The sequence below is a fragment of the Pseudoalteromonas sp. S1610 genome, from assembly GCF_005887465.1.
GTDB classification, from domain to species: Bacteria; Pseudomonadota; Gammaproteobacteria; order Enterobacterales; family Alteromonadaceae; genus Pseudoalteromonas; species Pseudoalteromonas undina.
Map to the genome: position 1 here is coordinate 310,318 of NZ_PNDI01000010.1, position 26,814 is coordinate 337,131.

28 protein-coding genes and 1 riboswitch are annotated in these 26,814 nt (G+C 38.4%); of the genes, 17 read left to right on the plus strand and 11 right to left on the minus strand.

What is annotated here, in order from left to right; genetic code table 11:
• Window positions 1-86 precede the first annotated feature (86 nt).
• The 3 genes from CWB77_RS06060 to CWB77_RS06070 all read left to right on the plus strand — a co-directional run bounded on the left by CWB77_RS06060 (window position 87) and on the right by CWB77_RS06070 (window position 2,746).
• Window positions 87-641 (plus strand): isochorismatase family protein, encoded by a 555-nt coding sequence (locus CWB77_RS06060; RefSeq protein ID WP_138606764.1) that lies wholly within the window; start codon window positions 87-89, stop codon window positions 639-641.
• 130 nt (window positions 642-771) lie between these two features.
• Window positions 772-2,238: a methyl-accepting chemotaxis protein gene (locus CWB77_RS06065; protein WP_138621843.1), complete on the plus strand. Its 1,467-nt coding sequence runs from the start codon at window positions 772-774 to the stop codon at window positions 2,236-2,238.
• Window positions 2,222-2,746, plus strand: a complete 525-nt coding sequence (locus tag CWB77_RS06070; protein WP_138621845.1) for a DUF6436 domain-containing protein — start codon at window positions 2,222-2,224, stop codon at window positions 2,744-2,746. The genes CWB77_RS06065 and CWB77_RS06070 overlap by 17 nt, the downstream gene beginning before the upstream one ends.
• A 93-nt stretch (window positions 2,747-2,839) precedes the next feature.
• Here CWB77_RS06070 and CWB77_RS06075 read toward each other — a convergent pair whose 3' ends face one another.
• A complete protein-coding gene (locus CWB77_RS06075; RefSeq protein ID WP_138621847.1) occupies window positions 2,840-3,400 on the minus strand; it encodes a TMEM165/GDT1 family protein in 561 nt (186 codons plus the stop codon).
• Between the two features lie 83 nt (window positions 3,401-3,483).
• A riboswitch (yybP-ykoY riboswitch) is annotated at window positions 3,484-3,586 on the minus strand.
• A gap of 178 nt (window positions 3,587-3,764) precedes the next feature.
• On the opposite strand from CWB77_RS06075, the gene CWB77_RS06080 reads away from it, so the two are divergent.
• Window positions 3,765-4,076: a hypothetical protein gene (locus tag CWB77_RS06080; protein ID WP_138621849.1), complete on the plus strand. Its 312-nt coding sequence runs from the start codon at window positions 3,765-3,767 to the stop codon at window positions 4,074-4,076.
• An 86-nt stretch (window positions 4,077-4,162) separates the two neighbouring features.
• Here CWB77_RS06080 and CWB77_RS06085 read toward each other — a convergent pair whose 3' ends face one another.
• Window positions 4,163-5,788 carry a methyl-accepting chemotaxis protein gene (locus CWB77_RS06085; RefSeq protein WP_138621851.1) on the minus strand — a complete coding sequence of 542 codons (1,626 nt, stop codon included), beginning with the start codon at window positions 5,786-5,788 and terminating at the stop codon, window positions 4,163-4,165.
• Window positions 5,789-6,294: 506 nt separating this feature from the next.
• Here CWB77_RS06085 and CWB77_RS06090 point away from each other — a divergent pair.
• From CWB77_RS06090 to CWB77_RS06105, 4 genes are all read left to right on the plus strand, one after another.
• On the plus strand, window positions 6,295-6,645 hold the full coding sequence (locus CWB77_RS06090) for a cupin domain-containing protein (RefSeq protein ID WP_138570178.1): 351 nt from the start codon (window positions 6,295-6,297) through the stop codon (window positions 6,643-6,645).
• Between the two features lie 157 nt (window positions 6,646-6,802).
• Window positions 6,803-7,171 carry a hypothetical protein gene (locus tag CWB77_RS06095; RefSeq protein WP_138621853.1) on the plus strand — a complete coding sequence of 123 codons (369 nt, stop codon included), beginning with the start codon at window positions 6,803-6,805 and terminating at the stop codon, window positions 7,169-7,171.
• A gap of 330 nt (window positions 7,172-7,501) precedes the next feature.
• Window positions 7,502-8,224, plus strand: coding sequence for a hypothetical protein (locus tag CWB77_RS06100; protein ID WP_109875200.1), 723 nt, complete (start codon window positions 7,502-7,504; stop codon window positions 8,222-8,224).
• A complete protein-coding gene (locus tag CWB77_RS06105) occupies window positions 8,224-8,706 on the plus strand; it encodes a hypothetical protein (RefSeq protein WP_138621855.1) in 483 nt (160 codons plus the stop codon). Before CWB77_RS06100 ends, CWB77_RS06105 begins: the two co-directional genes overlap by 1 nt.
• A 91-nt stretch (window positions 8,707-8,797) precedes the next feature.
• On the opposite strand, the gene CWB77_RS18400 is transcribed toward CWB77_RS06105, so the two are convergent.
• Entirely contained in the window at window positions 8,798-8,935 is a 138-nt protein-coding gene (locus CWB77_RS18400; RefSeq protein ID WP_161781326.1) for a hypothetical protein, read from the minus strand.
• 151 nt (window positions 8,936-9,086) lie between these two features.
• Here CWB77_RS18400 and CWB77_RS06110 point away from each other — a divergent pair, with 151 nt between their 5' ends.
• From CWB77_RS06110 to CWB77_RS06125, 4 genes are all read left to right on the plus strand, one after another.
• Window positions 9,087-9,695 (plus strand): hypothetical protein, encoded by a 609-nt coding sequence (locus CWB77_RS06110; protein WP_138621856.1) that lies wholly within the window; start codon window positions 9,087-9,089, stop codon window positions 9,693-9,695.
• Between the two features lie 103 nt (window positions 9,696-9,798).
• Window positions 9,799-10,422, plus strand: a complete 624-nt coding sequence (locus tag CWB77_RS06115) for an SMI1/KNR4 family protein (protein ID WP_171043255.1) — start codon at window positions 9,799-9,801, stop codon at window positions 10,420-10,422.
• 124 nt (window positions 10,423-10,546) lie between these two features.
• Entirely contained in the window at window positions 10,547-10,963 is a 417-nt protein-coding gene (locus tag CWB77_RS06120) for a VOC family protein (RefSeq protein ID WP_138621860.1), read from the plus strand.
• Window positions 10,964-11,431: 468 nt separating this feature from the next.
• The gene (locus CWB77_RS06125) at window positions 11,432-11,626 is read left to right on the plus strand and encodes a (2Fe-2S)-binding protein (RefSeq protein WP_010389142.1); all 195 of its coding nucleotides are present in this window, start codon (window positions 11,432-11,434) and stop codon (window positions 11,624-11,626) included.
• Between the two features lie 107 nt (window positions 11,627-11,733).
• Here CWB77_RS06125 and bfr (CWB77_RS06130) read toward each other — a convergent pair whose 3' ends face one another.
• The 4 genes from bfr (CWB77_RS06130) to CWB77_RS06145 form a co-directional block, all read right to left on the minus strand.
• Window positions 11,734-12,198 carry a bacterioferritin gene (gene bfr, locus CWB77_RS06130; protein WP_008112262.1) on the minus strand — a complete coding sequence of 155 codons (465 nt, stop codon included), beginning with the start codon at window positions 12,196-12,198 and terminating at the stop codon, window positions 11,734-11,736.
• A gap of 11 nt (window positions 12,199-12,209) precedes the next feature.
• On the minus strand, window positions 12,210-12,683 hold the full coding sequence (gene bfr / locus CWB77_RS06135) for a bacterioferritin (RefSeq protein WP_008466858.1): 474 nt from the start codon (window positions 12,681-12,683) through the stop codon (window positions 12,210-12,212).
• Window positions 12,684-12,903: 220 nt separating this feature from the next.
• Window positions 12,904-15,042 carry a TonB-dependent receptor gene (locus CWB77_RS06140; protein ID WP_138621862.1) on the minus strand — a complete coding sequence of 713 codons (2,139 nt, stop codon included), beginning with the start codon at window positions 15,040-15,042 and terminating at the stop codon, window positions 12,904-12,906.
• A gap of 267 nt (window positions 15,043-15,309) precedes the next feature.
• Window positions 15,310-16,170 carry a cation diffusion facilitator family transporter gene (locus tag CWB77_RS06145; protein WP_054201286.1) on the minus strand — a complete coding sequence of 287 codons (861 nt, stop codon included), beginning with the start codon at window positions 16,168-16,170 and terminating at the stop codon, window positions 15,310-15,312.
• Between the two features lie 259 nt (window positions 16,171-16,429).
• Between CWB77_RS06145 and CWB77_RS06150 the strand changes: the two genes are divergently transcribed.
• The 4 genes from CWB77_RS06150 (at window position 16,430) to CWB77_RS06165 (ending at window position 19,467) form a co-directional block, all read left to right on the plus strand.
• The gene (locus CWB77_RS06150) at window positions 16,430-16,918 is read left to right on the plus strand and encodes a GNAT family N-acetyltransferase (RefSeq protein ID WP_010389137.1); all 489 of its coding nucleotides are present in this window, start codon (window positions 16,430-16,432) and stop codon (window positions 16,916-16,918) included.
• A gap of 70 nt (window positions 16,919-16,988) precedes the next feature.
• Entirely contained in the window at window positions 16,989-18,341 is a 1,353-nt protein-coding gene (locus tag CWB77_RS06155) for a DNA-3-methyladenine glycosylase 2 family protein (RefSeq protein ID WP_138621864.1), read from the plus strand.
• Window positions 18,338-18,805 (plus strand): methylated-DNA--[protein]-cysteine S-methyltransferase, encoded by a 468-nt coding sequence (locus tag CWB77_RS06160; RefSeq protein ID WP_138621866.1) that lies wholly within the window; start codon window positions 18,338-18,340, stop codon window positions 18,803-18,805. Before CWB77_RS06155 ends, CWB77_RS06160 begins: the two co-directional genes overlap by 4 nt.
• A 77-nt stretch (window positions 18,806-18,882) precedes the next feature.
• Window positions 18,883-19,467, plus strand: coding sequence for a thymidine kinase (locus CWB77_RS06165; RefSeq protein WP_008112278.1), 585 nt, complete (start codon window positions 18,883-18,885; stop codon window positions 19,465-19,467).
• Here the strand turns inward: CWB77_RS06165 and ltaE are convergent.
• Window positions 19,450-20,454: a low-specificity L-threonine aldolase gene (gene ltaE, locus CWB77_RS06170; RefSeq protein WP_008112280.1), complete on the minus strand. Its 1,005-nt coding sequence runs from the start codon at window positions 20,452-20,454 to the stop codon at window positions 19,450-19,452. The genes CWB77_RS06165 and ltaE overlap by 18 nt on opposite strands.
• Before the next feature lie 19 nt (window positions 20,455-20,473).
• A complete protein-coding gene (rlmF, locus tag CWB77_RS06175; protein ID WP_138621868.1) occupies window positions 20,474-21,406 on the minus strand; it encodes a 23S rRNA (adenine(1618)-N(6))-methyltransferase RlmF in 933 nt (310 codons plus the stop codon).
• A gap of 129 nt (window positions 21,407-21,535) precedes the next feature.
• On the opposite strand from rlmF, the gene CWB77_RS06180 reads away from it, so the two are divergent.
• A complete protein-coding gene (locus CWB77_RS06180) occupies window positions 21,536-22,444 on the plus strand; it encodes an alpha/beta fold hydrolase (protein WP_138621870.1) in 909 nt (302 codons plus the stop codon).
• Here the strand turns inward: CWB77_RS06180 and CWB77_RS06185 are convergent.
• Window positions 22,413-23,855, minus strand: coding sequence for a tetratricopeptide repeat-containing sulfotransferase family protein (locus tag CWB77_RS06185; RefSeq protein WP_138621872.1), 1,443 nt, complete (start codon window positions 23,853-23,855; stop codon window positions 22,413-22,415). The two genes, CWB77_RS06180 and CWB77_RS06185, sit on opposite strands and share 32 nt — an antisense overlap.
• A 144-nt stretch (window positions 23,856-23,999) precedes the next feature.
• A complete protein-coding gene (locus CWB77_RS06190; protein WP_054201280.1) occupies window positions 24,000-26,570 on the minus strand; it encodes a TonB-dependent receptor plug domain-containing protein in 2,571 nt (856 codons plus the stop codon).
• Window positions 26,571-26,814 lie beyond the last annotated feature (244 nt).

The following is a 26,814-nucleotide window of genomic DNA, read 5'->3' on the forward strand; positions in this document are numbered from 1 at the left end:
ATTACAAAAAGCACCATAGGTGTGAATTAATTGTTGCTTTTTTGTGGGTGTTAAAAGTCAGTTTAGCAAAAGTCAAAGGACTCCATATGAATTTTAGAGAAAATATTAACTCAGAGCACAGCGTGCTTTTAGTCATCGATTTGCAAAGCAAACTGGCTCCGGCCATCGCTTCATTTAATACGACTCTAGAGTGTGCTTTACAACTTGCAAATGCAAGTGCTATTCATCAAATTCCTTCAATAATTACAGAGCATTATAAAAAAGGGCTAGGTGAAAGTGATGAGAAAATAAAGCAAGCTTTACCTAGCGCGCAGTATATTGAAAAAATAAGCTTTAGTGCCTGCGCCGAAGAGGGGTTCTTAGATACTATTTCGTTATTGCAGCGCCCTCATGTAGTAGTTACTGGTACAGAGGCGCATGTTTGTGTATTACAAACTTGTTTAGATTTACTACAACATGGTTATGCAGTGACTGTTGCTACAGATGCAATAGCCTCAAGAAATGCAGAGCACAAAGCCATTGCAGTTGAGCAGCTTCGTCAAGCAGGAGCAGTAATATCATGTGCTGAAACAATAATATTCCAATGGACAAAAAAAGCAGGGACGTCTACTTTTAAACAAATACTATCAATTGTTAAGTAGCGCACTAAAAAATTTTAAATCAACCTAATTGATAATGTTCGGCTTGATTTAAAATAAAAAATTGCCAGTTGTTAAGGGCTATACTAGCAACTAGCGTGTTTAATTTATTACAAAATTAATTAAGGTTTTTATGTCTAGTGTGAGTCGATTGTTTACAATCATATTCTGTTTTTTGTTTGTCGAATCTATTGGTATCGGTCTTTATTTCGATACACTAACAGAGGCGTTTCTGGTCGGCTTGCCCTTGTGCTTGCTTCCTATTTGGTTATTAAAAACCCAACCCGAAAGTAAAGTTACACCTCATGTTGTTGCTGCTGCAATCATGATGTTTTCATTTTTGCATATTCAGCAAGCGTATGGGCTTATTGAGGTCCATTTCGAAATATTTATTTTCTTAGCCATGTTGATAATGTTTGTTGAATGGCGAGTGTTTATTACAGCTATTGTGTTTGTTGCTATTCATCATTTATCTTTTTACTACCTGCAGACTCAAAATACTGGGTTTTATGTTTTCGACCCTGATCGTTTAGCTTTTTCAACTGTGCTTATTCACGCTGCCTATGCCATAGTTGAAGCGCTTGTTGCTGGCTTTATTGCAGTGACATTAAAGCGTGAACGCCAAGCTGGTTTGTCGTTAAGTCATACCACAGAGCAAATAATGCAAGACCCAAATCAAATAAAACTTTCAATGCGAGCAGATGATACAGATAGCAGTGCAGTGGTAGGTTTTAACACGCTACTAGAATACTTGTCGGATGTTATTAAGCAGGTGCAAACGCAATCTGATTCATTGAAAAATAACTCCCAAGAGTTAATAAATGTCCATGATGAGCTGGCAGACAGTGCTAAGCACCGAAATGCACAAACTGATGATATAGCTAATTCAGGTTCACAAGTTGCTCATGGTTTTAAACTGGTTGAGCAAGAAAGCAATATTTTAAAGCAGCAAGTGAGCAACATTACCGACTCTGCCCATGTTGCTTTACAAGAAGTGTTACAAACAGACAGTAAGAGTAAAGAGTTGCTCACGTTATTAACTAATACCGAAGAGCAATTAAGTCATTTAGTGGCTGCTGGAGATGTAATTACAAGCTTATTGAATGAGATATCAGGTATAGCTGATCAAACTAATTTGCTAGCGTTAAATGCCGCAATTGAAGCTGCTAGAGCCGGTGAGCATGGTCGTGGTTTTGCTGTAGTTGCAGATGAGGTTCGTTCTTTAGCGAATAACAGCCAGAAAACAACAGCTAAAATAGCATCTACATTAACAGATTTAGTGGATAACAGTCGTACTTCAACACAATCCATGAATCAGTGTGTTGAGTTTGTTGTAGATCTTACGAAAATTAGTGCCACCATGAAGGAGAATATCTCGTCAATGAGCGAGCAAATACAGGCCGTATCCACTAGTTCTGACTCAGTTGCGCAAGTAGTTGCTGAACAGGCTGGCAATACTGAGCAGATTGCAACAAGCACAGATCAAATGCGTCAACGCCAATATGAAGACGGAAAAATTGTTGATCAACTTACCGCTAAGGTACAAATGATTGATGTAAGTATCGATGTATTAGAGCAAAGTATTGCAAAATTTAACTAATAAGCGCTATTTTACTTTTGCATTGATTGGTGTGTGGTTTGTGGTTGTTGTGTCGGGCTTAGTGTATTTTCAACTTGGTCAATTAAAGCCTTTTGATGAGAATAAAATGCTTGAGCGCCGTAACTGGTTTTCGCAATTTAAAGAACACGTTGTTTGGCAAAACAAAGATAGTGCGCAACTACTTATTATCACTGAAGATAATTGTGGCTGTACCATACAAGCTAAACCGCACTTATCAGCCTTACAGCGCTTTGCGAAAAATCAGGGCGTTGAGGTTCAAACATTTAAACTCAATAGCCAACTAAAGTCAGTGGTTCCGGCAACGCCAGCCGCAGTGTTAATTGATAAAAATGGTGAGTTTGTTTATGCAGGACCTTTATCAGAAGGGTTGGCTTGTTCACAAGGTAGCGGGTTTGTAGAGACCGTGATAAGCAATTTACAGGCTGGTTTTAACTCATATTTGTTAATTGCCAACACAAAAGGGTGCTATTGCATTAACCGAGCATAAAAGAAGCTCGTTTTTATTCTACGATAACTGCTTATACTTCCTTGAACCGCCTACCTACTTTAGGTAAGCGGTTTTTTGTTGTAGGTTACTTAATCACACCATGGTTATTAAGCCATAAACACCTAGTAATACAAATACAGTGGCGGCAATAGCTCTTACTGTGTTTAATGGAATTCTTTTTAGTAACGTCTTACCGACATAAATAACGGGTATATTTGCGATCAGCATACCAAGAGTTGTACCAATTGTTACCCACAAAACGGATTGATATTGTGCACCCAATAATACAGTCGCTATTTGAGTTTTGTCGCCAATTTCAGCAATAAAAAATAAGATTAAGGCCACTAAAAATGCCCCATAACGATCGTACTTGTGGCTAACGTCTTCGTCTTTATCGGGAATAAGCAGCCATAAGCCAACAACAATAAAGCTTATATTGACTACCCAAGGTAAGTATTCAACAGCAAAATTACCACTTAACCAATCACCAAACCAGGCAGATAAACCATGATTAATAATAGTAGCAGCGAGAATGCCTAAAATAAGTGCAATTTTATTATGAAAGCGAGCAGCTAATAGTAAAGATAAAAGCTGGGTTTTATCGCCTATTTCGGCAAGGGCAACAGTGACGGTAGAGGTTAAAAAAATATCCATTAATATAATCTTCAGGCGGGAATATTAAACCAAGGCAAACAGCTATCTCCCGCCATGAGGATAGTGTCTACCTAGGTCTCGCCGATAACGCTTGCTACAACATTACAAACTTACCATGCACTTAAGGTGCAATTATGTTGATAAGTTTACTCATTACTGAGCGGGCTACTCCCCTAAGAGGAGGGCGATTATTCCACAAAGTTTAAAGCAGGTAAATATATGCGGGTAACTTTTAAATTTAATAGGTCTCTTTGTGGTGTTAGTGCACAAATAAACTTGCTTTGAGCTATCAAGTCAGCTGTAATAATAAACAGATGGAAGTTGAGCAATTTGAAATTATATACATGTGTGAAGGGATTAAAATATGCAAGGAACAATCGTTAAATCAACAATGGCAACCATTCAAAATGGAGTTATGAAAGCGGACGGAAAGTTTTGGATTACGCAAACCGACTTAAATTTTGAACCTTTTAATGAAAAATTGGGGTTAGAAAAATACACAATTGCCCGCGATACAATTTTAAAAGTGGTTGAATGTAAAGGCAAGGGCGCAGGCCTTGTGCCAATAACAGCTGATGCGATAGAGGTTTTCACGCAAGATGGCAGTTCGTATCAGTTTATACTCTCAAACCCCCATGATTGGATAAGTATATTATCTAATCAAACTCGCGCTTAAAATAACCAATATGCCATCATTTAAATGATGGCATATAAGGTTTTTATTTAAAGTATAAGCGCTAATATGCCTCAAAATTAAAGCACCTAAACTTTAAATACATTAACTTGTCCTTGTAGCATTGCCGCAAGCTGTGCGAGCTCTTGCGATGCTTGAGCATTTTGTTGTGAGCTTTCGCTAACAGAAGTAATACTCGCGCTAAACTCATTAATATTGCTGCTTAGTTCATTTGCGACCATTTTTTGCTCCTGAGTTGCGGTTGATATTTGAGTGTTCATATCTGCAATTTCGGTGACTTCTTGGTTAATTTCGCTGAGCACCTGTGAAGAATAATTAGCGTGGTCAACACTTTCTTTAGCACTGCTTTCAGCGTTACTCATAGCACTAACTGCTTGCTGAGCCATACCTTGTAGTTTTGTGATCATTTCATTAATGCTAGCGGTTGCTTTTTGAGTGTTGTGGGCAAGTTGCCTTACTTCATCGGCTACAACGGCAAATCCACGACCAGAGTCTCCAGCTCTTGCTGCTTCAATGGCTGCATTTAAAGCTAACAAGTTTGTTTGCTCAGCCACACCTTGAATCATCATCACAACTTGGTTTATATCATTGGTTTGTGTATTTAGATCTGTAATAAGCTGCGTATTTGTATTAACCAAAGTTGAAAGCGTATTTATTGACTCGATATTATCAGCAACAGCTTGTTGTCCTTGACCTGCCTTTATGTCGGCATTTGTTGCTTTGTCAGAGGTTACTTGAGCGTTTTGAGCAACTTGCTCTATTGCACTACTCATTTGGGTAATTGCAGTTGCAATCATAGCTGATTGTTGTTCTTGCTGGGTTGCTGTACTGGCTACTTGAATACTAATAGAGTTCATTTCTTCAGCTGCCGAAGCAAGTGTTAGTGTTGCGCCTGCCATATCTTTTACTAAACCTTGGATCCGAAGTAACATATCATTAAAGTTAGATGCGGTATCTGCAATCTCATCTTTACCCTGAACCTTAGCACGAGCTGTTAAATCGGCATTGGTTGCAATATCCGTTATGGTATCGCGTAATGACATTAATGGGTTTTGTATCGAGCAGTAAATAAAGTAGGCAACAATCAGTAGAAGTAAAATTAATATCGCGATTGTCACACTCATTATAAATTTTATAAATTGATAATTTTCATCAGCTTTAACTCTAAAGTCACTCGCTTCTTTAAGCTGCAAATCAATCAAAGCCTGGTAACTGGCACTAAGCGGATCAAAGAGTTGGTAAAGCTCATAAACAAATTGATTTTGTGGTAGTGATAAAAATTCACCACTATTAATACTTACAATTAAATTATTCAAATGCACGAGCACAGGCTTTAGTTTATTTTCAACGTTATCTACCAAGCGCTTTTCTTCAGCTGTTAACTGTGTGCTTAAGTAAGCTTTCCATTCATTATCAGCCGTATTTCTAGCCTGATTAATATTTGCTAAGAGTTCTGACTTGGTAATAGAGTCAGCACGATACTTGTGAAGTAAATCAACAATATTTACAGCGTAATTATCTGACACAAGTTTAATTTGTTTAAGTGGTACGACACGGTCGTCGTATAAACTATCAATCCCTGCTACTAACCTTCCCATTGTGTTTATTGAAAAAAACGATGTAATTAAAAAAATCATAATTGGTAGCAATGCAAGCACTGCTAAACGGGTACGCACAGAATAATTGTTTAACATAGTTGTCCAAAATTACAGTAATAATAAAAAAGTATAATCTGGAAAAAAAATTTTACTGAATTTTTATAAAAAATTATTTAGCTTAATAACTCTTATGTGTTTTAAGTTATTAACGCCTGGTCATCTAAAAAGGCTTTTACTCGCATAGTCCAATCAATTTTAATTATTGTTACTGTAAATAGAAGGAAAGGTAAGCTTGCCATTGTTTGTAAGACGCCAAGCAAATTTTGTTGTGATTGAAGTGCCGCTTAGAGCGATAACCGATTTTTCAGGTGAGCCGTCATTAACCGAGTAAGAATAAGTGGAAACGTTCCTGTTTTTTACATATTTATATAAACTACAGAAAGCATAATGTTTATATTTGGCAATAGCTTACAATATTTGCTATTAATGTAAGTTCATAAAATAAAGACCTTTCGCGCCATTATAGGGAAAGTACCCTCTGATAAAGTTGTTATGGCGCTCAGTTGAACTGTGGAAAATAATCAAAAAGGAATTCGGAAAAGATGATACGTAATTTCTACACTTGCGATAAAGAAGTCGACGAAAATAGCCATGATGGACAAGGTTCAATAGATATCTATCGTGCATTCAGACGTAAAGATTTCGATGGTGCTTGGGATTTTGCCATCCGTGTCGTTATGCCACCTGGAAGTTCTATGGGAGAGCATTCTCACGGAGATGACGAAGAAATGTATATTATTTTGAAAGGTGAAGGCACTATGACCATTGAAGGAGAGGACAGAAAAGTGGCCTCAGGAGATATGATAGTTAATAAACGTTTTGGCACCCATGGTTTGGTTAATACATCGGACCATGAAATTGAGTTACTGATAATCCAAGCAAGTCTAAAATAAATCGCCATAACAAAGCGTTAAGGCGGATTCACAACACTTGGCGATCTCAGTTCAAGTTTAATTTAGTGTTTAAGATATAGTGGGTTAGGTATGGTGGTTGGCGTTCTTCACCACTTAACGCAGCGTTAGGCAGACAATCCAAAAAAATGAGTAATTAATGACCCAAAGACTAACAATTGTTTATCAACTTACTTCATGGGGTTGCACTGTATTAGCTTGGACCAACGGCGCTATTCTTTTGTGGGATGGCTTTGCTAATGCGGAGTATCGGGTCCTCACTTTCGCGGTCGCACTGCTTTTTGGAGTGATCGGTGGCACCGTTCTTGGGGTGGAAAGAAGTTTGAGTCAAATCTACCGATGTTCCGATAAGACTTCCGAAGAGCAGGCGGGGTCAAAAACTACCAGAGCTTGGACATTGCTCTATGCGTGTCTTGTTTTTGGAGTGCTTCTCATAGGTGTGGTAATGGGAATAGGCTTGGTCGCGATCGTCGAAAGGTTGCAAACTGGATTCCATATCTTCGGATGAGCACTAATACAGATGTGTTCGATGTAGACTTCCTAGCTTTCACTAGACATCGGCTTATAATCTTAAAGTACAAAACGGGAGTAAACTTCCGTTTCTAGTGCTTCAAAGGTAGTTATCGGAAATATATTCTGTTTTTTGAAAGCGTTAACCGGACGGTAACCTTTTTATATCAAATGCATTTAAGATTTTCCTGACTTGAACTAACTACTGTATTGTAAATAGTAATTTTGCTCCTGTATAAGGAACGATATGAGTATCGTGAGATAAGGTTTACTTAGCTACTTTATGTTAATGTAAATAAGGTAATAATTAACTTTTAAGGTTGAAGTAATGGAATATAACAATCTATCCAAGCTTGTAAAAAAAGTTCTCAAAACAGATCAAAGTGGTAATACAACAATGCCCTCAAGACGCGAAATGACAAGCAAAATTTTTGCGTTTATTATGCTTATTCCTGGAATTATTAGCATCGTGATGACCGTTGCAAGCGAAGGAGGGGAAAGTATTTTCTTCGCGACTTCGGCAAGCTTCTTTTTAGGAGTATCTATATTGCTTTTTGGTCAAAAGAGCCGCTTAGAGTTTAACGGGACAGAAAAACAGCTTAATTTAAAAACCGCATTATGGGGTTACTTTCAAAGAAGTAAAGTTATTACATCGTTTGATACACTATCATTTGAATTAAGTAGTATAGGCGCGCAAGGCCCTTATCAAATTAAGTTTGTTGATCAGTTATATGAATTTAAACAGTATACAGATGCTAAGATGTTCATTTCGTTTTTATATAAAAAATATAATATTATTACTGCTGAAACCATATCGGATTGGCCAAATAAAACGCCGATAAGGTTTGCTCAAAGCGAATTAGATATTTCACCACAAATTGCTCATGATAGCACAAAAGCTAATTCCAACTCTCATCTGAAAGATGTAGATTTTAATAGAGAGGATCTTGTTTTCATTGAAATATGGGATCGCAAATCGCTAATAAAATTATCCCTGCCATTTTTTGTTTTTACAGCCATTGCCGGCTTAGTTAAATACGGAGTGCTGTAATGTATTTTAAAGAACTATCTAGTGAGCTAGCTATTTATCGACAACCAAGGTTAACTAGATTATTGCTAGTTTTGTTGTGTGGTTTCTTTTTATTTATCGGACTAATTAATGTGTTTAATTCTGATGAAGCAAAATCATTACCAATATGGGTATCTGGGTTTATATGCTGGTTAGGGTGGAGTGGCTCGTTTGGTGGCTATGTATGTCGTTTTGATCTCGCAAAACAAACCTTGGAATTAAAGTCTAGTAGTTTATATACTATTTTTAAACGTGTTTATAAATTATCAGATATTAAAGGTTTTAAAGCTGTACCAAGAAAAGGCTACAAACATAACTATAGATTATATGCGGTGTTAACTGATAATACTCATGTTGCTTTCGCAAGCTACAAAGGACGAGGATTTGCAGTTAAGGAGTGTATAAGAATGGCTGACTTTGTCAGTAAGCCTTATCAAATCAATATTGATACAGCTCCATTATAATTTTATGAGAACTAAGTAGCGCGGATTAACATATTTTTTAGAAACCAATGCCAAACGCTTAGTTGTACTCCGGTGTTTATGGAGTTTAAGCTTAGCTCGCTACAAAAGAATTCGGGTATGAGCGATAATCGGTCATCGAGACTGGCTGAATATCGTCGTTAATTGATTGGTTAAACTGCTCTTTGCGCATATATTCATGAAAATGAGCGCTGCCCGCATATTGGTTCATTTAACTTTACCTAAAAAATTTAGAAAACTTAGTGATAGTAATGCCTTAGGTAATTTGTTAAAACTATATAAAGTAGATAAATGAGCGTTAAGTCGGCAGAAATATGCGCGATGAGCGCACTATTAAATTGTTATGTGCTTAAGGAGTAGCATTGGAATCTTTTATTGAAATTGCACCAGCGGTATCAGTGTTTGTAGCATTAATGGCGTTGAGTTTTCAATTGTATGTCTATAAGAAAAACAAGAGTCTGGAAGAACCAGATCAAAAATATAGAAAAAGGAATGTTTTCTTTTCTAGTAAGCAAATCTGGAATGATCCTTACCTTCAATCTAAGCCAGAATGTAAAATTTGTATCACGAATCAAGATAGCCGAGATGTAGTAATAGATGAAATTTTATGGTCATTAGAAAACTCAAACTCTAAATTTGAGATTGACCAAATAAGTAATATCCAAACTAAATTAAAAGAACTAATGCCTATTAAATTGGCACCAGTCGAAACGTTTGAGTTTCAATTTGATCCAGAAACACTAGCTGAAAATGTGTGTAGTACATTTCGAACTAGTACTTATATGAAAGCAGAGTTAATAAGCCGAATTCGAGTAGAGGTTAACTTATCTACAGGTGAAAACGAGACGTTTTTCATTGGACCTCAACTCCAGCTATATATGTTAAACAAAGTTGTAAAGTCATGGTTTTTTAGGTCAATAGGTCAATTTTTAATTAGAAGAGCACATAACAAGAAAATTAATAGGACTTAAAACAGTTTGCTGTTTTTCGTTCCTCAAACATTTTAGCAAACTGATTCAAGCCCATTATTTGGGCGTTAGCTGTTACTCATTTATTCATAAGGAAATGTACCCCATGTTAGAAAAAGCAATTGAATGGTTATCTGTCAATGCTCCAAAAATTGTTGAAGCACTTCAAAGTCCAGCATCAACAAATAAACTTGAAGAATTGGAATCATTAGTTGGATGTAAATTACCAGAAAGTTTAATCTCCCTATATAAAACGCACAATGGGATCAATCCAAATTTGTTTGCAAACTTCGCGTATGGAATACCAATTATTTCTATCGAACAAATAATAGAAAAGGTAACTGAGCTTGAGTCTCCTAATGATGGAGCGATGTTAACCCATTCCGACGAGGGTATAAAAGGTAGTTACACTTTCGGAAAGTTAAGGCTTCCAATAGGAGATGATTCAGGTACTTGTTTGATATGTGTTGACTTAGATCCTGAGAGTAATGGTACATATGGGCAAGTGATATTAATTGATTATGACTGTAATGTGGCATTAAAACTTGCAGATTCGGTGAAAGAATATATCGAGTCGTTTGCATCTGACTTAATAGATGGTAAGTATACTCTGCAAGAAGATGCACTAGAAGATGATGTACATTGGTTAAAGCCAGAGAGTAGTATTGATCCTGGGAATTGGTTTAACTCCCCAACGTGGAAATATGTACCTGGCCACAATCACAGCTAACAAGCAATTTAAATGGAACTAAAACAGTTGGCTCAGTTTCGCTTCGCTACCATTTTAGCCAACAATTTTAGTCCGCTTAATGTGGCGTTATGCTACCGGCCCGAAATCTTCAATAAGGAATACTATGAAACAGAACATTGTCCATATAGCCTTGGTTGTAAAAGACTACGATGAAGCAATAGATTTTTACGTAAACAAACTCAAATTTGAGCTTATTGAAGATACCTATCAACCTGAGCAAGATAAACGTTGGGTAGTTGTCGCCCCGCCTAACTCTCATGGTGTTACTCTGTTGCTTGCTAAAGCATCGAAACCAGAGCAGCATGACTTTATTGGAAACCAAGCTGGTGGCCGAGTATTTTTGTTCTTAAATACTGACGATTTCTGGCGTGACTTTGAGCGCATGAAATCTATTGGTATTAATTTCGTTCGAGAGCCAGCAGAACAAGACTATGGAACGGTGGCAGTGTTTGAAGACCTGTATGGGAACTTGTGGGATCTGCTCCAACTAAACCCAGGCCATCCAATGGCGAAAAGGTAGCATAACAAGCAATTTAAGAGGGATTCACAACGCTCGGCATTTTTGCTTCTACTTCAAATTTAGTGTTTATGGCACAATGCTTTAGGTTTGGGTGGAGGCGTTGTTCACCCCTTAATTGGGCGTTACCACTGTCTGCAAATGGTATAAACCGGAAATAGCCCATGCACTAATTCTATATTTATACATTAAGGTTTCTTCTGGCTTTAAAGTAACTAATTCTCAACCATTCAACTATTTACCTCTAAACCTACTTAAATTCAAGGTCAGACTTTAGCTAATAAATCTCAATTTAAGTGCCATACTTCGAATGAAACTCAAACAATTCTCAAGCTGCCGCGAATTCTCAACTTAAGTGGCGCTGGCTAAAAAAAATGCAAAAAATTCAAATTTTATAAAAAACCAATTGATAACTATTTTCGTTTAGATTAATATAAACCTACTAAATGAAATTGAGAGTTGTTTGTATTCATGTATGTTTGTCTTTGTCACGGTGTGACCGATAAAAAAATTGAGCAAACCATCGACGATGGTGCTACTACCATGCGCGAGCTAACTAAAGAGCTTAAAGTGGGCAGCCAATGCGGTAAGTGTTGTTGCTGTACTAAAAAGATCCTCAATCGTAAACTGATTCAAATTGCAGATATAACCGATCAAGTGGCTTAATAGTAATTTATAAAAGTAGGCCCTATCTAAACGAATTGGTTTAACATTTAAAAATTAAACATAAAAAAAGCAGCCTTAGCTGCTTTTTTTGTATTTATAACTTTAATTTACAGTTGCGATTGTAAGTAGTTTTCAAGCCCAGTGTTTTTGATCAGTAGTTGCTGTGTTTCTAGCCAATCAATTTGCTCTTCTTGCTCATTTAAAATGTTATCGAGCGCTTCACGGCTAATGTAATCTTTTTTACTTTCAGCTAGTTTAATGGCAGCACGAAGCTCGTCTACTGTATCAAGTTCAAAGCTCATGTTAGCGGCAATCATTTCTTCGCTGTTTTCACCAATGCGTAAGCGTCCTAAATCTTGAAGGTTAGGCAGGCCTTCTAAAAATAAAATACGCTCAATTAAACGATCGGCGTTTTTCATTTTTTGTATCGATACTTTGTAATCAGCTTTGTCTAGTTTACTAAAACCAAAATCTTTAAACATGCGTGCATGTAAAAAGTATTGGTTAATACCCACAAGCTCATTAGCAAGTACTTTATTTAGTGCTGCAATAACGTCTTTATCGCCTTTCATAATATAAGTCCTTATTCGCCCATTTGAGCTTGGTGATAGTTTTGAGTGCCAATTTTGTCAATCAGACCCAGTTGTTGCTCTAACCAGTAGACGTGATCTTCTTCGGTATCAAATAATAGCTTTTCTAAAATTTCACGAGATTGATAATCTTGCTGTTGTTCACAGATAGCAATAACCTCTTTAACACACTCAACCACTTCAAGTTCTAAGGTTAAGTCGTTTTGCATCATGCTTTTTACATCGTTACCAATTAACAGGTCACGACGTTTGGTCATGTTTGGTACGCCTTCTAAAAAAAGAATACGCTTGATTAGCCAGTCAGCGTGGTCTTTTTCTTCTTCCATTTCATGGTTAAGACGCTCATAAAGTTTGTTTAAGCCCCAATCGTCGTACATACGAGAATGAATAAAATACTGGTCAATAGCAGCTAATTCGTTAGCTAACAGTGTATTGAAGGCGTCGATTACTTTTTGATTACCTTTCATAGCGCTTATCCTAAAAATTCTAATTGTGGCTAGTCTAGTATATAGGCACAGAATTGCAAGTAATTTACTTATAAATCATATGGTTAATATTGAGTTTGATTCTCGTTTAAGTTTGCATTGCTGGTTAATAAACGGACAGGTTGTTATTTGTATTTTAGATCAGCAAGTTAGTTGAGGGTATAAGCGCGTTCATACCGTAAAAGTATGAACGCGTAAGTGATCAAAATTGATAAGTAACACCCACTGTGGCCGTTGTACCTAAACCTTTAATGTTGTATCCACCATAGGTGTAAGATTGCGCACGGGCAGGGAAGTAGTCTTGGTTAAATAGGTTTTCTATCCCGATAAAACTTTTCCAGTTGTCTGCAAACTGATACTGACCGCTTAAATTAAAAACCGTGTAGTTATCGACAGGTCCCTGATCGCCAACATATTTACCATTATCATTAGGCTCAAAGCGCTTTCTATCACCCACATACAAGTAACTTAATGTTAATGATAGGGTGTCCGTAGGTTGCCAGTTAAGATTGGCTGTGGCTTTTGGTGGGCTGATTTGCTTAGAGCCTAAATATATATCGGCTTCAGTATTTTTACCTTCTACATAACTATAAGTTGCCAGTAATTTAAGGGATGGGCTTATGGTGTAGTCTACTAAGGCTTCATAACCCCAAATTTCTTGAGGTGCTCTAACCGGTTCATAAACACCGGTTACTTCATTAAATTTGTTTGTAGTACCAAGCTCAGAGGTGCTTCGATATGCTGCGACTTCTAAACGAACTGCATCAAATTGAGAATTAAAACCAATTTCATAATTATCGATAATTGAAGCTTGTGTTTGAATAAGGCCTATATCATTTACTGTGGCAGAGCGAAGCAGGCGGCCAATATCTGATATATCAGATCCCTGTGAGTAGTTTAAAAAGGGGCTGAATTTTTCATCTAGATTGTATTTAATGCCCACGTTATAGGTCGTAGCATTGTAATCAACCGTGTCGCCTTTTACGCTAATTGGCACAGAGCATTGCGTGGCCGTTTTACATAATTTAAGCGTGCGATAATCATCTACGCTAAGGTCGATATTTTCTTTGCGTACACCGGCCTTTATTATTAAGTCATTAGCAATAACCCACTTAGTTTGTAAAAAGCCCGCGACACTTTTCATGTCCATTTCTGGCACCCAAACACGCCCATCAACCAGCGGTTGTGCAGTTACATCATTTAACGCATCAATTCCGTAAATAAATGACGCTTCAACTGAGTCAAAGTCTACCTGGGTATTAAAAGTTGCTCTGGCGCCTTTTTTTTCTGAACTTATAACTGATTGACCACCTTGATAATTCTCATCAGGATTGGCAAGGTTTGGAGAGAAGAAAAACACATTTTCTATATCTTGCGTATAGAGGTCTAACGTCATTTGTGTGTTTTCAAGCAGTGCGTAGTCGGTGTATTTTAAGGTTATATTTTCGTTGCCTTCTGGCCCTTGTGGTTTACCTTGCTTTTGTAATTCTGACGGCACATGAATGGCGTAGGTTTTTTCTCCTAGGCTCATATCACCAACAACATCGCCTAAGTCGGTTTTTTGTTGTGAACTGAAGTAGTTATAACTAAATTGGAGTTGCTTTTCATCATCAAAGTCATAGCCAAGCTTAGTGAAGTAATTTTGTGTAACGGCATCAGATAAACCATATTGTAAACCGAGAATATCGCCTTGCGAATCGCGTTGTACACCGTTTTCTTCATAGCTTGCAGTTACTAAGTAGCTAAATTTATCTGCACGACCATTCAATGCTGCAGATAACCTTGCGCCTGCGCTTTCTTCAAGTTTTACCGCACTAAAACGACTCGATAAGCTTATTTCACCTTGGGTTTGGCCATCACTTTGCGCTTGTTTGGTAATATAATTAATAATTCCGCCTGATGCGCCGTTACCATAAATTGACGTTGCCCCTTTAATGACTTCTATTCGACCTATTGCGCTTGGATCTAAGGTTTTTACCCCTACTGATCCGTTACGCAGTGGCGTTGACTGTGGCACGCCATCAATCATGATCAGTGGGGCACGCCCGCGTAAAGTTTGTCCTGAATTACTTGAGCTTCCAGTATCTGGAGCAAGGCCGGGAACCATTTGTGCTAAAAGGCTTTGTAATTCTGGATTAACTTTTAAATGCGCTTCTATTTGCTTTTGACTAATAATAGTTATGGAAGCAGGGACCTCATCAATACTTTCAAAAACACGACTACCCGAAACAATAACGTACTCCATTTCTGTTTGATTTAAATTTCTTTGGATCGTTGATTCGTCTGCAATACTGGCGCCACTGACTATTAATGCAATTAAGCTCAGAGATGTTTTAAACATGCGGGTCCTTCGTTTGAATGGTTTTAGTTGTATTAATGATGGGCGCAATATTAAGAGTAATTTAAAGTAAACGCAAGGTTAATGATAATTGTTTTTATTTGCATGCATGCTATTGCAAGCTATAGGGGGTCAAATATAACGTTGCGTTAAAATAGATGCTCGTAACGGCAGTTGATTATTGTTAGCAGGCCTTCTGCGTTTTGTTGCACAAGGCATAAAAATAAATATGTGTTCAGTTTTAATTACAAAGTACTTTGTATAATCAAACTAAGGTGAACAACACTCAATTACGCAGTGTTCAATTGCAAATTCATCATGTAAATAGTGTTTTATGGCATTAAGCTCAATAGGGGTATCTGTTTGCATCACAATTTCACAGTGAGTGGTAGTATCGTCCAGTTGCCACGCTTTTATTGATTTTATTTGCGTAATAGCAAACTGTTGCAGTAATTTCTTGCTTATAAGTTGCTGATCAAAACCAATGGGTGCTGCTTGCATTAAAATACTACAGCTCGCTTTCAGTAATAGCACGCCATGATAAATAACGTACAGTGATATTAATATTGTCGCTATTAAATCAACTACATACCACTGGTATAAAATGATTAAAGTACCGGCAATAATAACGACTATTGATGCCATTGCATCAGACACATTATGAATAAACGCCGCCTTTATATTCATGTTGTTTTTAGCGCCGGCTTTAAAGGTTAATAACGCAGTGACTAAATCAATGAGTAGCGCCACTGCGGCAACCCATACAATGATCCAGCCATTGATAGGTTGGGGGTTTAAATAACTATTTATGGCTTCAAAAATTAAATAACCACCGATGACTATTAACGTAGTGCTATTAAAAAGGGTTGCTAGTATTTCTGCGCGTTTGTAGCCAAAATGATGGGTTGTATCAGCCTGTTTATTGCCAATTTTTCGGGCAACGAGGGCAATAAAAATAGAGGCCGCATCACTTAGGTTATGTAATGCATCGGCAATTAATGAAAGGCTGCCAGAAAATACGCCACCAACAACTTGCACTGCAGTCAGTAAAACATTTATAAATACGGCAAGGGTGAGCTGTTTATCACTTTGGTTATCATCAACGTGACTGTGTGAGTGACCATGACCCATTTTAGTTAAACTCTCTTATTGCTTTACTTTTTACTCATAATGACAACTTTTTACCATTTATAAAAGCGCTGTTTTAATTTGTTTTTTAGATATCGTAATGGCTAAATTTAAATAAGCCCGTGATAGTTACGTATTGAATATAAAAACGATATGCTAGGGTATAAGTAAATGTATTAATGGCTTAAGTTATCATAATTATTTAGGCACTTTTTATTTTAAATTTAATAGGCATAAAAGTCGTTTTGAAGGGTTAATAACAATGAACACAGCAATAGAAATTCGCGATGCACAGCCAAGTGATGCAAAAACAATTCTGCATTTTATTAATGAGCTTGCCATTTACGAAAAAGAGCCAGATGCAGTTAAAACAGATGAACAAGCAATTTTAGATACACTGTTTTGCGACGGCGCAACAGCGCATAGTTTAATTTGTTTACAAGATGATGAACCGATTGGTTTTGCGGTGTATTTTTACAACTACTCTACTTGGTTAGGTAAAAATGGTCTCTATTTAGAAGATTTATATGTTAGCCCAGATAGCCGTGGAAATGGTGCCGGTAAAGCTATCATGAAAGAGCTGGCAAACAGAGCAATAAGCAAAGACTGTGGCCGCTTTGAGTGGGTAGTGCTTGATTGGAATAAACCCGCAATTGATTTTTATAATAGCATGGGCGCTGAGCCACAGAATGAATGGATTATATATCGTTTAACGGGCCAAGCATTGATTGATTTTGCAAACAAAGATTAGTACCGAATATGGCCAGTAATATACCTAGTTTTTGTTAAGCTAAGCGCTACATAACTTATAAGAGCAATTTATGGTTAATCAGCATTGGCAAAAAGCGCGTCAGAGCCGCGATGCGCGTTTTGATGGGCTTTTTTATGTAGCGGTAAAAACCACAGGTATTTATTGTCGGCCAATTTGCCCCGCGCCCACTGCGCATGAAAAAAATGTAACCTACTATCAGTTTGCGCACTCTGCAGCGCAAGCCGGGTTTAGGCCTTGTATTCGTTGCAGGCCCGATAGCGCACCAGGTAGTGCTGCTTGGCTGGGATCACAAACCACTGCATTGCGTGCTAAGCAGTTAATTGATCAATATCACGAGTGCGATTGTGAAGTTCTTGCTGCGCGTTTAGGAATAAGCAGCCGCTATTTAAGGCGGCTTTTTTCTCAATATTTTGGTCTTTCAGTAACTCAATATCGGTTATTTAATCAATGCCATTTTGCAAAAAAATTGATTCAAGAAACCAGCTTACCGCTTACCGAGATAGCGTTTGCTTCCGGCTTTAAAAGTGTGCGACGATTCAATGATGCTTTTTTAAAACAACTTAATATCGCGCCCTCAGCGCTCAGAACCGCCAAGCACTCAACTGATCTTGGGCTCACCTTAATTTTGCCTTTTCGTCCGCCGTATAACTGGCAAGCATTGCATGGGTTTTTAGCAAAACGACTTATAGAGCCAATAGAGTGGTTAACGCCAACCAGTTATGGGCGTACTTTTACTTATAAATCGTGTAGAGGCCACTTTAATGCTGAATTTATTGCAGATAAACATCATTTTCGGGTGCAAATTGATATAGATAATACGCAATATTTACAGCCAGTTATTAACAACATTCGCCGTGTACTTGATTTAGATGCAGATACTTATTTAATTGAGGCGCATTTAAGCGAACACATTAATAATGCATTTCCACTTACTAAAGGCTTAAGGTTACCGGGTATTTGGTCAACCTTTGAAGCGGGTATTCGCGCTGTGTTAGGTCAGCAGGTGAGTGTAACTGCGGCGCATAATTTAGTGACTCAATTAGTGCAACAGCTTTCAGAGCAACAAGAGGGAAAGGTGTACTTTCCAACACCTGAAGTAGTGGCAGGTAGTGATTTTGCTTTTTTTAAAATGCCGCAGGCACGTAAAAATGCACTGCATAATCTCGCTGAATTTTGTGCTATTCACCCCAAGGAGGATGATTTAGACCAATGGCTTACTTTAAAAGGAATTGGCCCTTGGACGGTTAATTACGCAAAACTGCGCGGTCAAAGCCAACCCGATATTTTACTTGATGGCGATTTAGGGGTTAAAAAAGCCCAAGCGGCAGCAAGCTCGTTTGAATCTGCGAACTGTGCACCATTTCGATCTTACTTAACTTTTCAACTTTGGCAGCAATTATGATAGTGCAAACCAGTTTACCCAGCCCGATTGACGATATTATTATTCAGGCAACTGAAAACGGTATTAGTTATGTGGGGTTTTATCCACCAACCAGTTATACCAGTACGCCTTTAAATAAGGTGACTAATTCACATGTTTTATCTTGTGTGGCGCAGCTTAATGAGTACTTTGCTCATACGCGTACTGAGTTTGATTTAGAGCTTGATACTGGCGGCACGCCATTTCAGCAAAGCGTATGGCAGGCATTACAAAGCATACCGTTTGCTAAAGTGGCAACCTATAAAGATATTGCCATACAATTAAATAATTCTAAAGCAGTGAGGGCGGTGGGGGCTGCAAATGGCAAAAACCCAATCAGTATTATTGTGCCGTGTCACCGCATCATTGGTGCAAATAAAAAGCTAACTGGTTATGCTGGTGGCTTAGAGCGTAAGCAATGGTTACTAGAGCACGAAGCAAAATAAATAAAATAGCGTTTCCAAATTTGTATTCTCTGCACTTTAGGGTAGCATAAGCGCACTTTTTATTTGAAGGCACGGCCATGGCGCAATTATACTTTTACTACTCTGCAATGAATGCAGGTAAATCAACCACTTTATTACAATCAGCGTTTAATTATAAAGAGCGCGGTATGGAGCCGGTGATCCTCACGGCTGCCATTGACGATAGAGCAGGAGTGGGCAAAGTATCCTCTCGTATAGGCCTTCAAGCAGATGCGCATATTTATGATGCGGATAAAGACGTGTACGAGCTAATTAAATCGCTCAATAGTGATAAAAAACGTCATTGTGTACTCGTGGATGAATGTCAGTTTTTATCTAAAGATCAAGTTATGCAGTTAACCGATGTAGTCGATGAATTAGGCATTCCCGTATTATGTTACGGCTTAAGAAACGACTTTAGAGGAGAGTTATTTAGCGGCTCGCAATATTTACTTGCTTGGGCTGATAAGTTAATAGAACTTAAAACGGTGTGTCATTGTGGGCGTAAAGCAAATCACGTATTACGTACCGATGAAAATGGCGAGGCTATTGCCGATGGCAACCAAGTAGAAATTGGCGGCAACGACCGTTATGAATCGGTGTGCCGCAAACATTATAAAGCCGCGTTAAATATGGGCCGTTAAGGCTTTAATAAAGGTATCTATATCCGCTTTGGTAATACCTAAATGGGTTACTAGCCTAAGTTGCTTACTTGGGCTAAACACAATGTCCTGTGCTTTTAAATCGGCTGCTAGTTTTGTGATGTTTATGTTGTTATCAAACGTAGCGTAAACCATGTTTGTGGTATTACTCATGTTTACGTTAAAACCTGCCACGTTATTTAACTGCTTTGCTAAATAACGTGCATTAGCGTGGTCATCGACTAAACGTTGAGTGTTATTTTCTAAAGCATATTGTCCCGCAGCAGCTAATATACCCGCTTGGCGCATACCGCCGCCAAGCACTTTTCGCCAGCGTCTTGCTTTGGCTATCAATGCTGTTGAACCAAGCAATAATGAACCAACAGGTGCACCTAATCCTTTTGATAAGCAAATAGATACAGAGTCAAAATGTTGGGTTATTTCTTTAATATCAACGTTAAGCTCGGCAGCGGCATTAAAAGCGCGAGCACCATCTAAATGCAGTGCTAAGTTATGTTGGTTAACAAATTCGCGTGCTTTGAGTAAATAATCAATACCGAGTACTTTACCACCTATGGTGTTTTCAAGGCTTAACAGGCGGGTTTTTGCAAAGTGGCTATCATCGGGTTTAATTGCTGCAGCAATTTTAGTAAAACATAGACTACCATCGGCTTCATTTTCAATAGGCTGTGGCTGAATAGAGCCTAAAACGGCAGCGCCACCGCCTTCAAACTTGTAGTTATGAGCATTTTGGCCACATATATACTCGTCGCCGCGTTCACAATGGGCCATTAATGCAAGCAGATTTGTTTGTGTGCCTGAGCTACAAAAAAGTGCATCTTGCACATTAAAACGTAATCGAGCATAAGCTTCTAATTGGTTTACACTTTCATCATCGCCATAAACGTCGTCGCCGACGGGGGCATGATACATAATATCCCGCATTTTGCTGCACGGTTTTGTTACTGTATCTGAGCGAAAATCTATCATGGGGTGTCCTTAAGTGGCTTTATACTAATTCTTCACAAATTTGTTCTCGGGTGGCTTTATCAAAATAGCTCCATGCAATAAAGCGACTGACTTTTTGCCCTTGTGCCATTTCAACAATTTTAAATTCACTAATAGGCTGTTGTTTTAGCTGTGCTTCTAAGGCTGCTAGAGTTTCTTTTTTAGAAACCAACGAGGTAAACCAAATTACTTGGTCACTGTGAACCCTGCTTTCTTTGATCATGTTAGAAATGAATGCTAACTCACCACCTTCACACCACAGCTCATTACTTTGTCCGCCAAAATTAAGTGCTTGCGAAGGCGCTTTGCCTAAGTTTTTCCATTTACGTTCACTGCCTTTACTGGCTTCTTCTGCACTGGCGTGAAATGGCGGGTTACACATCGTTAAATGATACAAATCTTTCGCATTAACCACCCCTTTAAAAATATGCTCGGGATTTTTTTGTTGTTTAAGCGTTATTTTTAGATTATTGAACTGAGCGAGCTGCTTGGCTATTTTTATTGCTGCAGAGTCTATGTCGCTGCCAGTAAAATGCCATTGGTATTCGCTATTGCCCGTTAGCGGGTAAACTAAGTTAGCGCCAGTGCCTATATCAAGCACTTTAATTTGTCGGCCAGTGGGAATAACCTGCTGATTATTTTCGCTGAGTAAGTCAGCTAAGTAATGAATATAATCTACTCTACCTGGAATAGGTGGGCACAAGTTGTGCTCAGGAATGTCCCAAAAGTTAATGTTGTAATGACTTTTTAATAGCGCCTGGTTCAAGGTTTTTACAGCTAAGTTATTACTAAAATCAATACTTTGATTGCCTGCTGGAGTCGTAATTAAAAAAGCAGTTAACGAAGGGGTTTGCGAGGTAAGCAAATTAAAATCGTAACCATTTTTGTGTTGATTGCGCGGATGTAATTTAGAACGAGTTGATTTTGCTTTCATGAGGCTTTTTTAACAACAGGAATAAAAGCCAATAGTAACAAATACAGACAGAAAAAGTGCATAATTTTCCCTTTGGCTTACCAGTTATTACTGGTAGGATGAGTTGTTAGCAATTATAAGGAATTCGCTTTGGCAGTTACTCAAGAGTCTGTTTTTATTAAATTAGGTGACCATCAAACACTGTATTTGCGCCGTATCGCCAACCAGCAGCCAAGTGGGCCTGTGGTGTTATTAATTCATGGTGCGGTAGAAAATGGCAAAATATTTTACACTCATAGCAATAAAGGGTTAGCGCCTTTTTTAGCTGAACAAGGGTATTGTTGCTACGTAGCTGATTTACGTGGGCGTGGTGAAAGTAAGCCAGCTATTTGTAAGCAAGCACGGTATGGACAAACTGAGGCGATTGTTGAGGATATTCCGGCATTTATTGAGAAAATTGAACAGTTAGAGAGTAAAAAACCTGACTTTTTAGTTGCTCATTCTTGGGGGGGGGTGTTGCTTAATAGCGTGTTTGCTCGCTTTCCTGAGCTGATAAACGATGTAAAAGCGTGTGCCTATTTTGGTTCAAAGCGTTCGCTATTTAATAACCACCCTAAAAAGTTATTTCAGGCCAATTTGATTTGGTATTTTATGGCACCAATTTTAGCGAAAAAACACGGTTATTTACCGGCAAAACGCTTAAAGTGGGGCAGTGATGATGAAACTCAAAAGTCGCACTATCAAAGTATGCAGTGGGCGAAACAAAACCCGTGGATAGACAGTGATGACGGGTTTGATTACGCTAAAACATTAGCAAATCTCACGCTTCCTCCAACGTTACATATTGCGGCAGTAAAAGATAAAGCATTGGCACAGCCTATCGATATTCAAAAGTTTATTGATGAGTCAGGTACTGGGGTGCAAAAAATGCAAATATATGGCCGCCGCTTTGGGCACAAAGTAGATTACGACCATATTAATATGCTTACTCACCCTCAGGCACGCCAAGAACAGTTTATGGATGTGCTTAATTGGTTTGAGGCAACGAGAGCAAACTAAGTAAAGGGGCTTCATAACGCTGCCATTTATCAAGGCTTTTGTTATTTATAGGTTGCCTGATGGCATGTTTACTGAGCGTTGTAACGGCGCTTTTGTTTTTGTAAAAGTCCAAACAAGTCTGTTCAAATTCGCAGCCAGTAAAACTCAATAGTGCGGTTAATTGATCTTTAGGATTTTCAATTAACTGCTCGTAACTTAAATTATAAATAGCTAAGCGGTTAAATTGCTGCCAATGGCTCATCAGTTTTTCATAAAGCTGATGATACAAAGCAAATTCATTTAAATCACAAAAATAGGGTTCGTTTTCAGCAAAGTAATTAGTAAACACTGAAAATGCGGTTGCATGAAAGTTGCGGGTCAGGTTTATAAACTTAGCATCTGGGAATAAAATATAAATTAACCCTAAGTTTTGGTAGTTGCTAGGCAGTTTATTGATCACAAATGCGCAATTGCCCTCAAAAGAGCTTAACGTATCTAAATAAATAGCTCTGGCTTGGTTAATTAAAGGTGTTGTTAGCTTAGTTAAGCATTGAGGGTAGCGTAACCCTGTTTTATGTTCTAAAAAGGCGACTACCTTATTACTAATACTGGAGTCTTCTCCAAGCGTTGCCCATTGACTGTGCCCTGCTAACATTTGTTCTAGTAGGGTTGAGCCGCTTCGTGGCATGCCAATAATAAACACAGGTGTGACAGGATACTGCTTATTTAGTTTTGCTAAATTGAGCACACTTTCATTGTTATATTCAATAAGTTGATCATAAAACCCAATTAAATCTTCAGTATTAAATTCACTGAGTTTGTGTTGTTGCTGATTGGCAATCACAAAATAGTTAAACGCTTGATCAGTATCGTCTAACTTGTCGTAACTTTTAGCTAAAGCATAGTAGCAGACCATTTTTAAGCGTAGGTTATTTGTTTGCGTTAAAAAATGGTGTAACTGATCAATGTAATTATTTGCTTTATTAAAGCGCCCTAATTGTACCAATTCAAATAAAACATAAGCCGTAACCGGAGCTATCCCAAGCTTTAATGCCTCCTCTAATGTGATCTGCGCTTTATCAAGCTCGCCAAAATTTAAATAATGCTGAGCTAAATAATAATGGGTGTCTGGGTTGTCTGCGGCAATGCTTGTTGCGTATTCGAGTACTTTTTGCGCATCTTCAGGGGAGTTGACCGCATTAAATGCATCACTTAATGCATACAAAGGTTCTAATACATAAGGGAGGTGCTGACACGCTCGTTGTAGTATATACACAGCAGCATCAAATTGTTCTAAACGCAGTGCTACTTTACCTAGGCCAAACAGGGCGTCACCATTGTCAGGCTCTGCTTGTAATAGCGTTTTGTAATGAAACTCAGCTTCTCTAAGCTTGTTTTGTGACAATAACTCATTCGCTTTTTTTAGTAGCATAATACAACTAATATTCTTTTTATTTACTATAACCCCAAAGCCACAAAAAATGCGAGTGTAAAAGTCATTTTAAATGGGTTTATAGAGGGTAATAAAAAGGCGAAATGCATTACACATTTCGCCTTTGATTATCATTAACACATTTTAGAAAGTATAGGTTGCTTTAGCGTAGTAAAAGCCACCATTAATTCCGTATGGAGATGTTTCGTAGTACTTACCACCCCAGTTGTTATTTGGTGCTACGGCGAAATCAAGTTTCTCTGCTTCTTGATCCAGTAGGTTTTGTGCACCGACTGAGAAACTAATTGAGTCATTCATGAAGTAAGTTACTTCAACATCTAATGTGACTGCTGCATCAGCCATTTTAGCCGTTTCATCATAATCTACGTGAACGCCTTGGTACTCACCAAAGTAGTTAAGACGAGAAAATGCTGAAAAGCTTTCCCATTGTTGTGCCCAGCTCAGTGTTGCACGGTGATTAGGTAAGTCATTTTCAAGACGACTTACTTTAAATGCTCCGGTAATATCACTTGAGCGTGTTACTTCTGTCTCATTCCAGTTGTAAGCTAAGCTGAATGTAGAGCTACCACTGAACAACTCAGCCGAGTAGTTAGCAACTAAGTCAACACCTTGAGTAGTGGTATCAAAGTCATTGGTAAAGAAACTAACTTGCGCTAAGTTTTGTACGTTAGGTACACCAGCAGCTTCGAGCGTGTCTTTATCTGCTTGGCTAAGTTCTATTTTATCTGACTGACTAATACGATCATCTACTTGGATGTTGTAGTAATCAACTGTTAAGAATAAATCGCCGATGGTGTATACCGCACCAAAGGTGTAGCTTTGCGATTCTTCAGGTTCAAGTTCAGTACCACCTAGTTGAATAGCAATTGGATTTGTAGGTGGTAACAATGCTGAATCTACCAGTACACCACTGCTTAAGTTAGTTTGTACGTTACTAACATTTGCTTGGCCTACGGTAGGCGCACGGAAACCGGTGCTAATTGAGCCTCGAACGTTTAGATCTTCAGTAAGATGGTATTGACCCATTAACTTATAGTTAGTGGTTGAACCAAAGGTATCGTAATCTTCGTAGCGAAGCGCTAAGCCCATTAAGAACTCTTCAGTAAATGGCGCTTCAATATCAATGTAAGCTGCATAGTTACGACGGTCGTATTCGCCCGCATCTGATGGCTTAAATCCAGGGAAACCGTTAGAGCCAATACCAAAACCTTGATCAGTTAATGGGCCGGCAATAAATGAAGCTTCATCGCCTGCTACTACGGTAAAGGTTTCTTCATGCCACTCTAAACCACCGGCAATGTTTACATCGTAAGCTAAGTCAAAGTCAAAACCCTTTGAAATATCAAAATTAAAGTTTTTCTCTAATTGTTCATATTTACCTGGGCTAAAATCACGCGGAGTATCTGGACCCAATGAAGCATTGATTGTGTCGTATATAAAGTAGCGAGATTCGTTGTAACCTACAGTACCGCTTAAATCATAGTAAGCGCCTTCTAAAAAGCCGCCAGTAAACTCACCTTTAGTACCAATAGTGAGTGACGTATCTGTAATATTACCACCAAAGTTTGGTGTAAAACCGCCCGGAAGCATTTCGTTAAATGCGAAACAATCAGGGTTGTTTGCTACACCATTAATGTAGTCAGGGTTATCAAGAACGTTGTCATCAATCATAATGGTTGGACAGTTACCGCTCATATCACCGGTTAAATCACCAACAAGAAGTGTTTCGCCACCATCATTTGAGTATGCACCAGGGCGAGTATGTGGGTTACGGTAATAAAAACCACCGCGTACATCACGCTCTGAGTAGTTACCAAACATATAAAATTGAGAGTCGTTAGTTAGCTCTAAACCAACATTACCAAAGATAGAGATGTCGTCATCTACCTCAGGTGCACCCCATACTTGGGTGATTGGGGCAATGTCTGGAACGCCTGCAGCATCAAGTGCTGTGGCATCGGCTCTTTGTACTGAACGGCTGGTCGCATCGGCTGTTTTGTACTGAAAACTTAAATTTGCAAAACCGCTATCGGTAAATGGTAAGCCCACATTACCTGAAATTTGGGTTGTATCACCATCGCCTTCGTAATATTGGCCTTTACGAACTTCGAAAGATCCGCCTTCTGAGGCATCTTTAAGTTGGAAGTTTAAAACCCCAGCAATCGCATCAGAACCATATTGTGCAGCAGCACCATCGCGAAGTACTTCCACTTGTTTCAGTGCAATACTTGGAATAACTGAAATGTCGGCACCTTGAGCACCATCATTAATACCACCACCTAAAAAGGCAATAACAGAGGCACGATGACGACGTTTACCGTTAAGTAAAATTAGTGTGCTATCAGAAGGAAGTCCGCGCAAGTTTGCAGGGCGTACTAATGAAGCGGCATCACTGATTGGCATTGAGTGAACGTTTAAAGAAGGAATAGCCCCTTTTAACAGCTCTAGCATATCTGTGTTGCCTGACTTGCTAAGCTCTTCGCCACCGATAATGTCGATAGGAACAGGTGAGTCACCAATAGAGCGAGGCGCAGAGCGGGTACCAACTACGGCAATTTTTTCTACGTTTTTGTTTACTTTAACTTCGGTTTGCTCTTCTTGAGCAATTGCTGAACCAGAAACAAACAAGCCTGCGGCTGTTGTTGCTAGAGCAAATTTGATCGCCTGTTGAAGCGCATTGCTTTTTAATTTCATTCTAAATATCCCCAGTTAGAATTGATTTGTATAGTCTATTTACTGACTTATTTTTGTGGACATTTCACATTCAATGGGGAGCAAATATAGCTAACTCACTCCTAAAAGCTTAATTAATTAAGCGCACCTCCTGTGAGTCCTCGAAATAGACTATAGATAAAAAAACTAAAGAGGGCAATGGCTAATTAACCACTATTTAACAAGTGGAAACAAATGGTTTATCTAAAAATAACGCAGAGTTAAT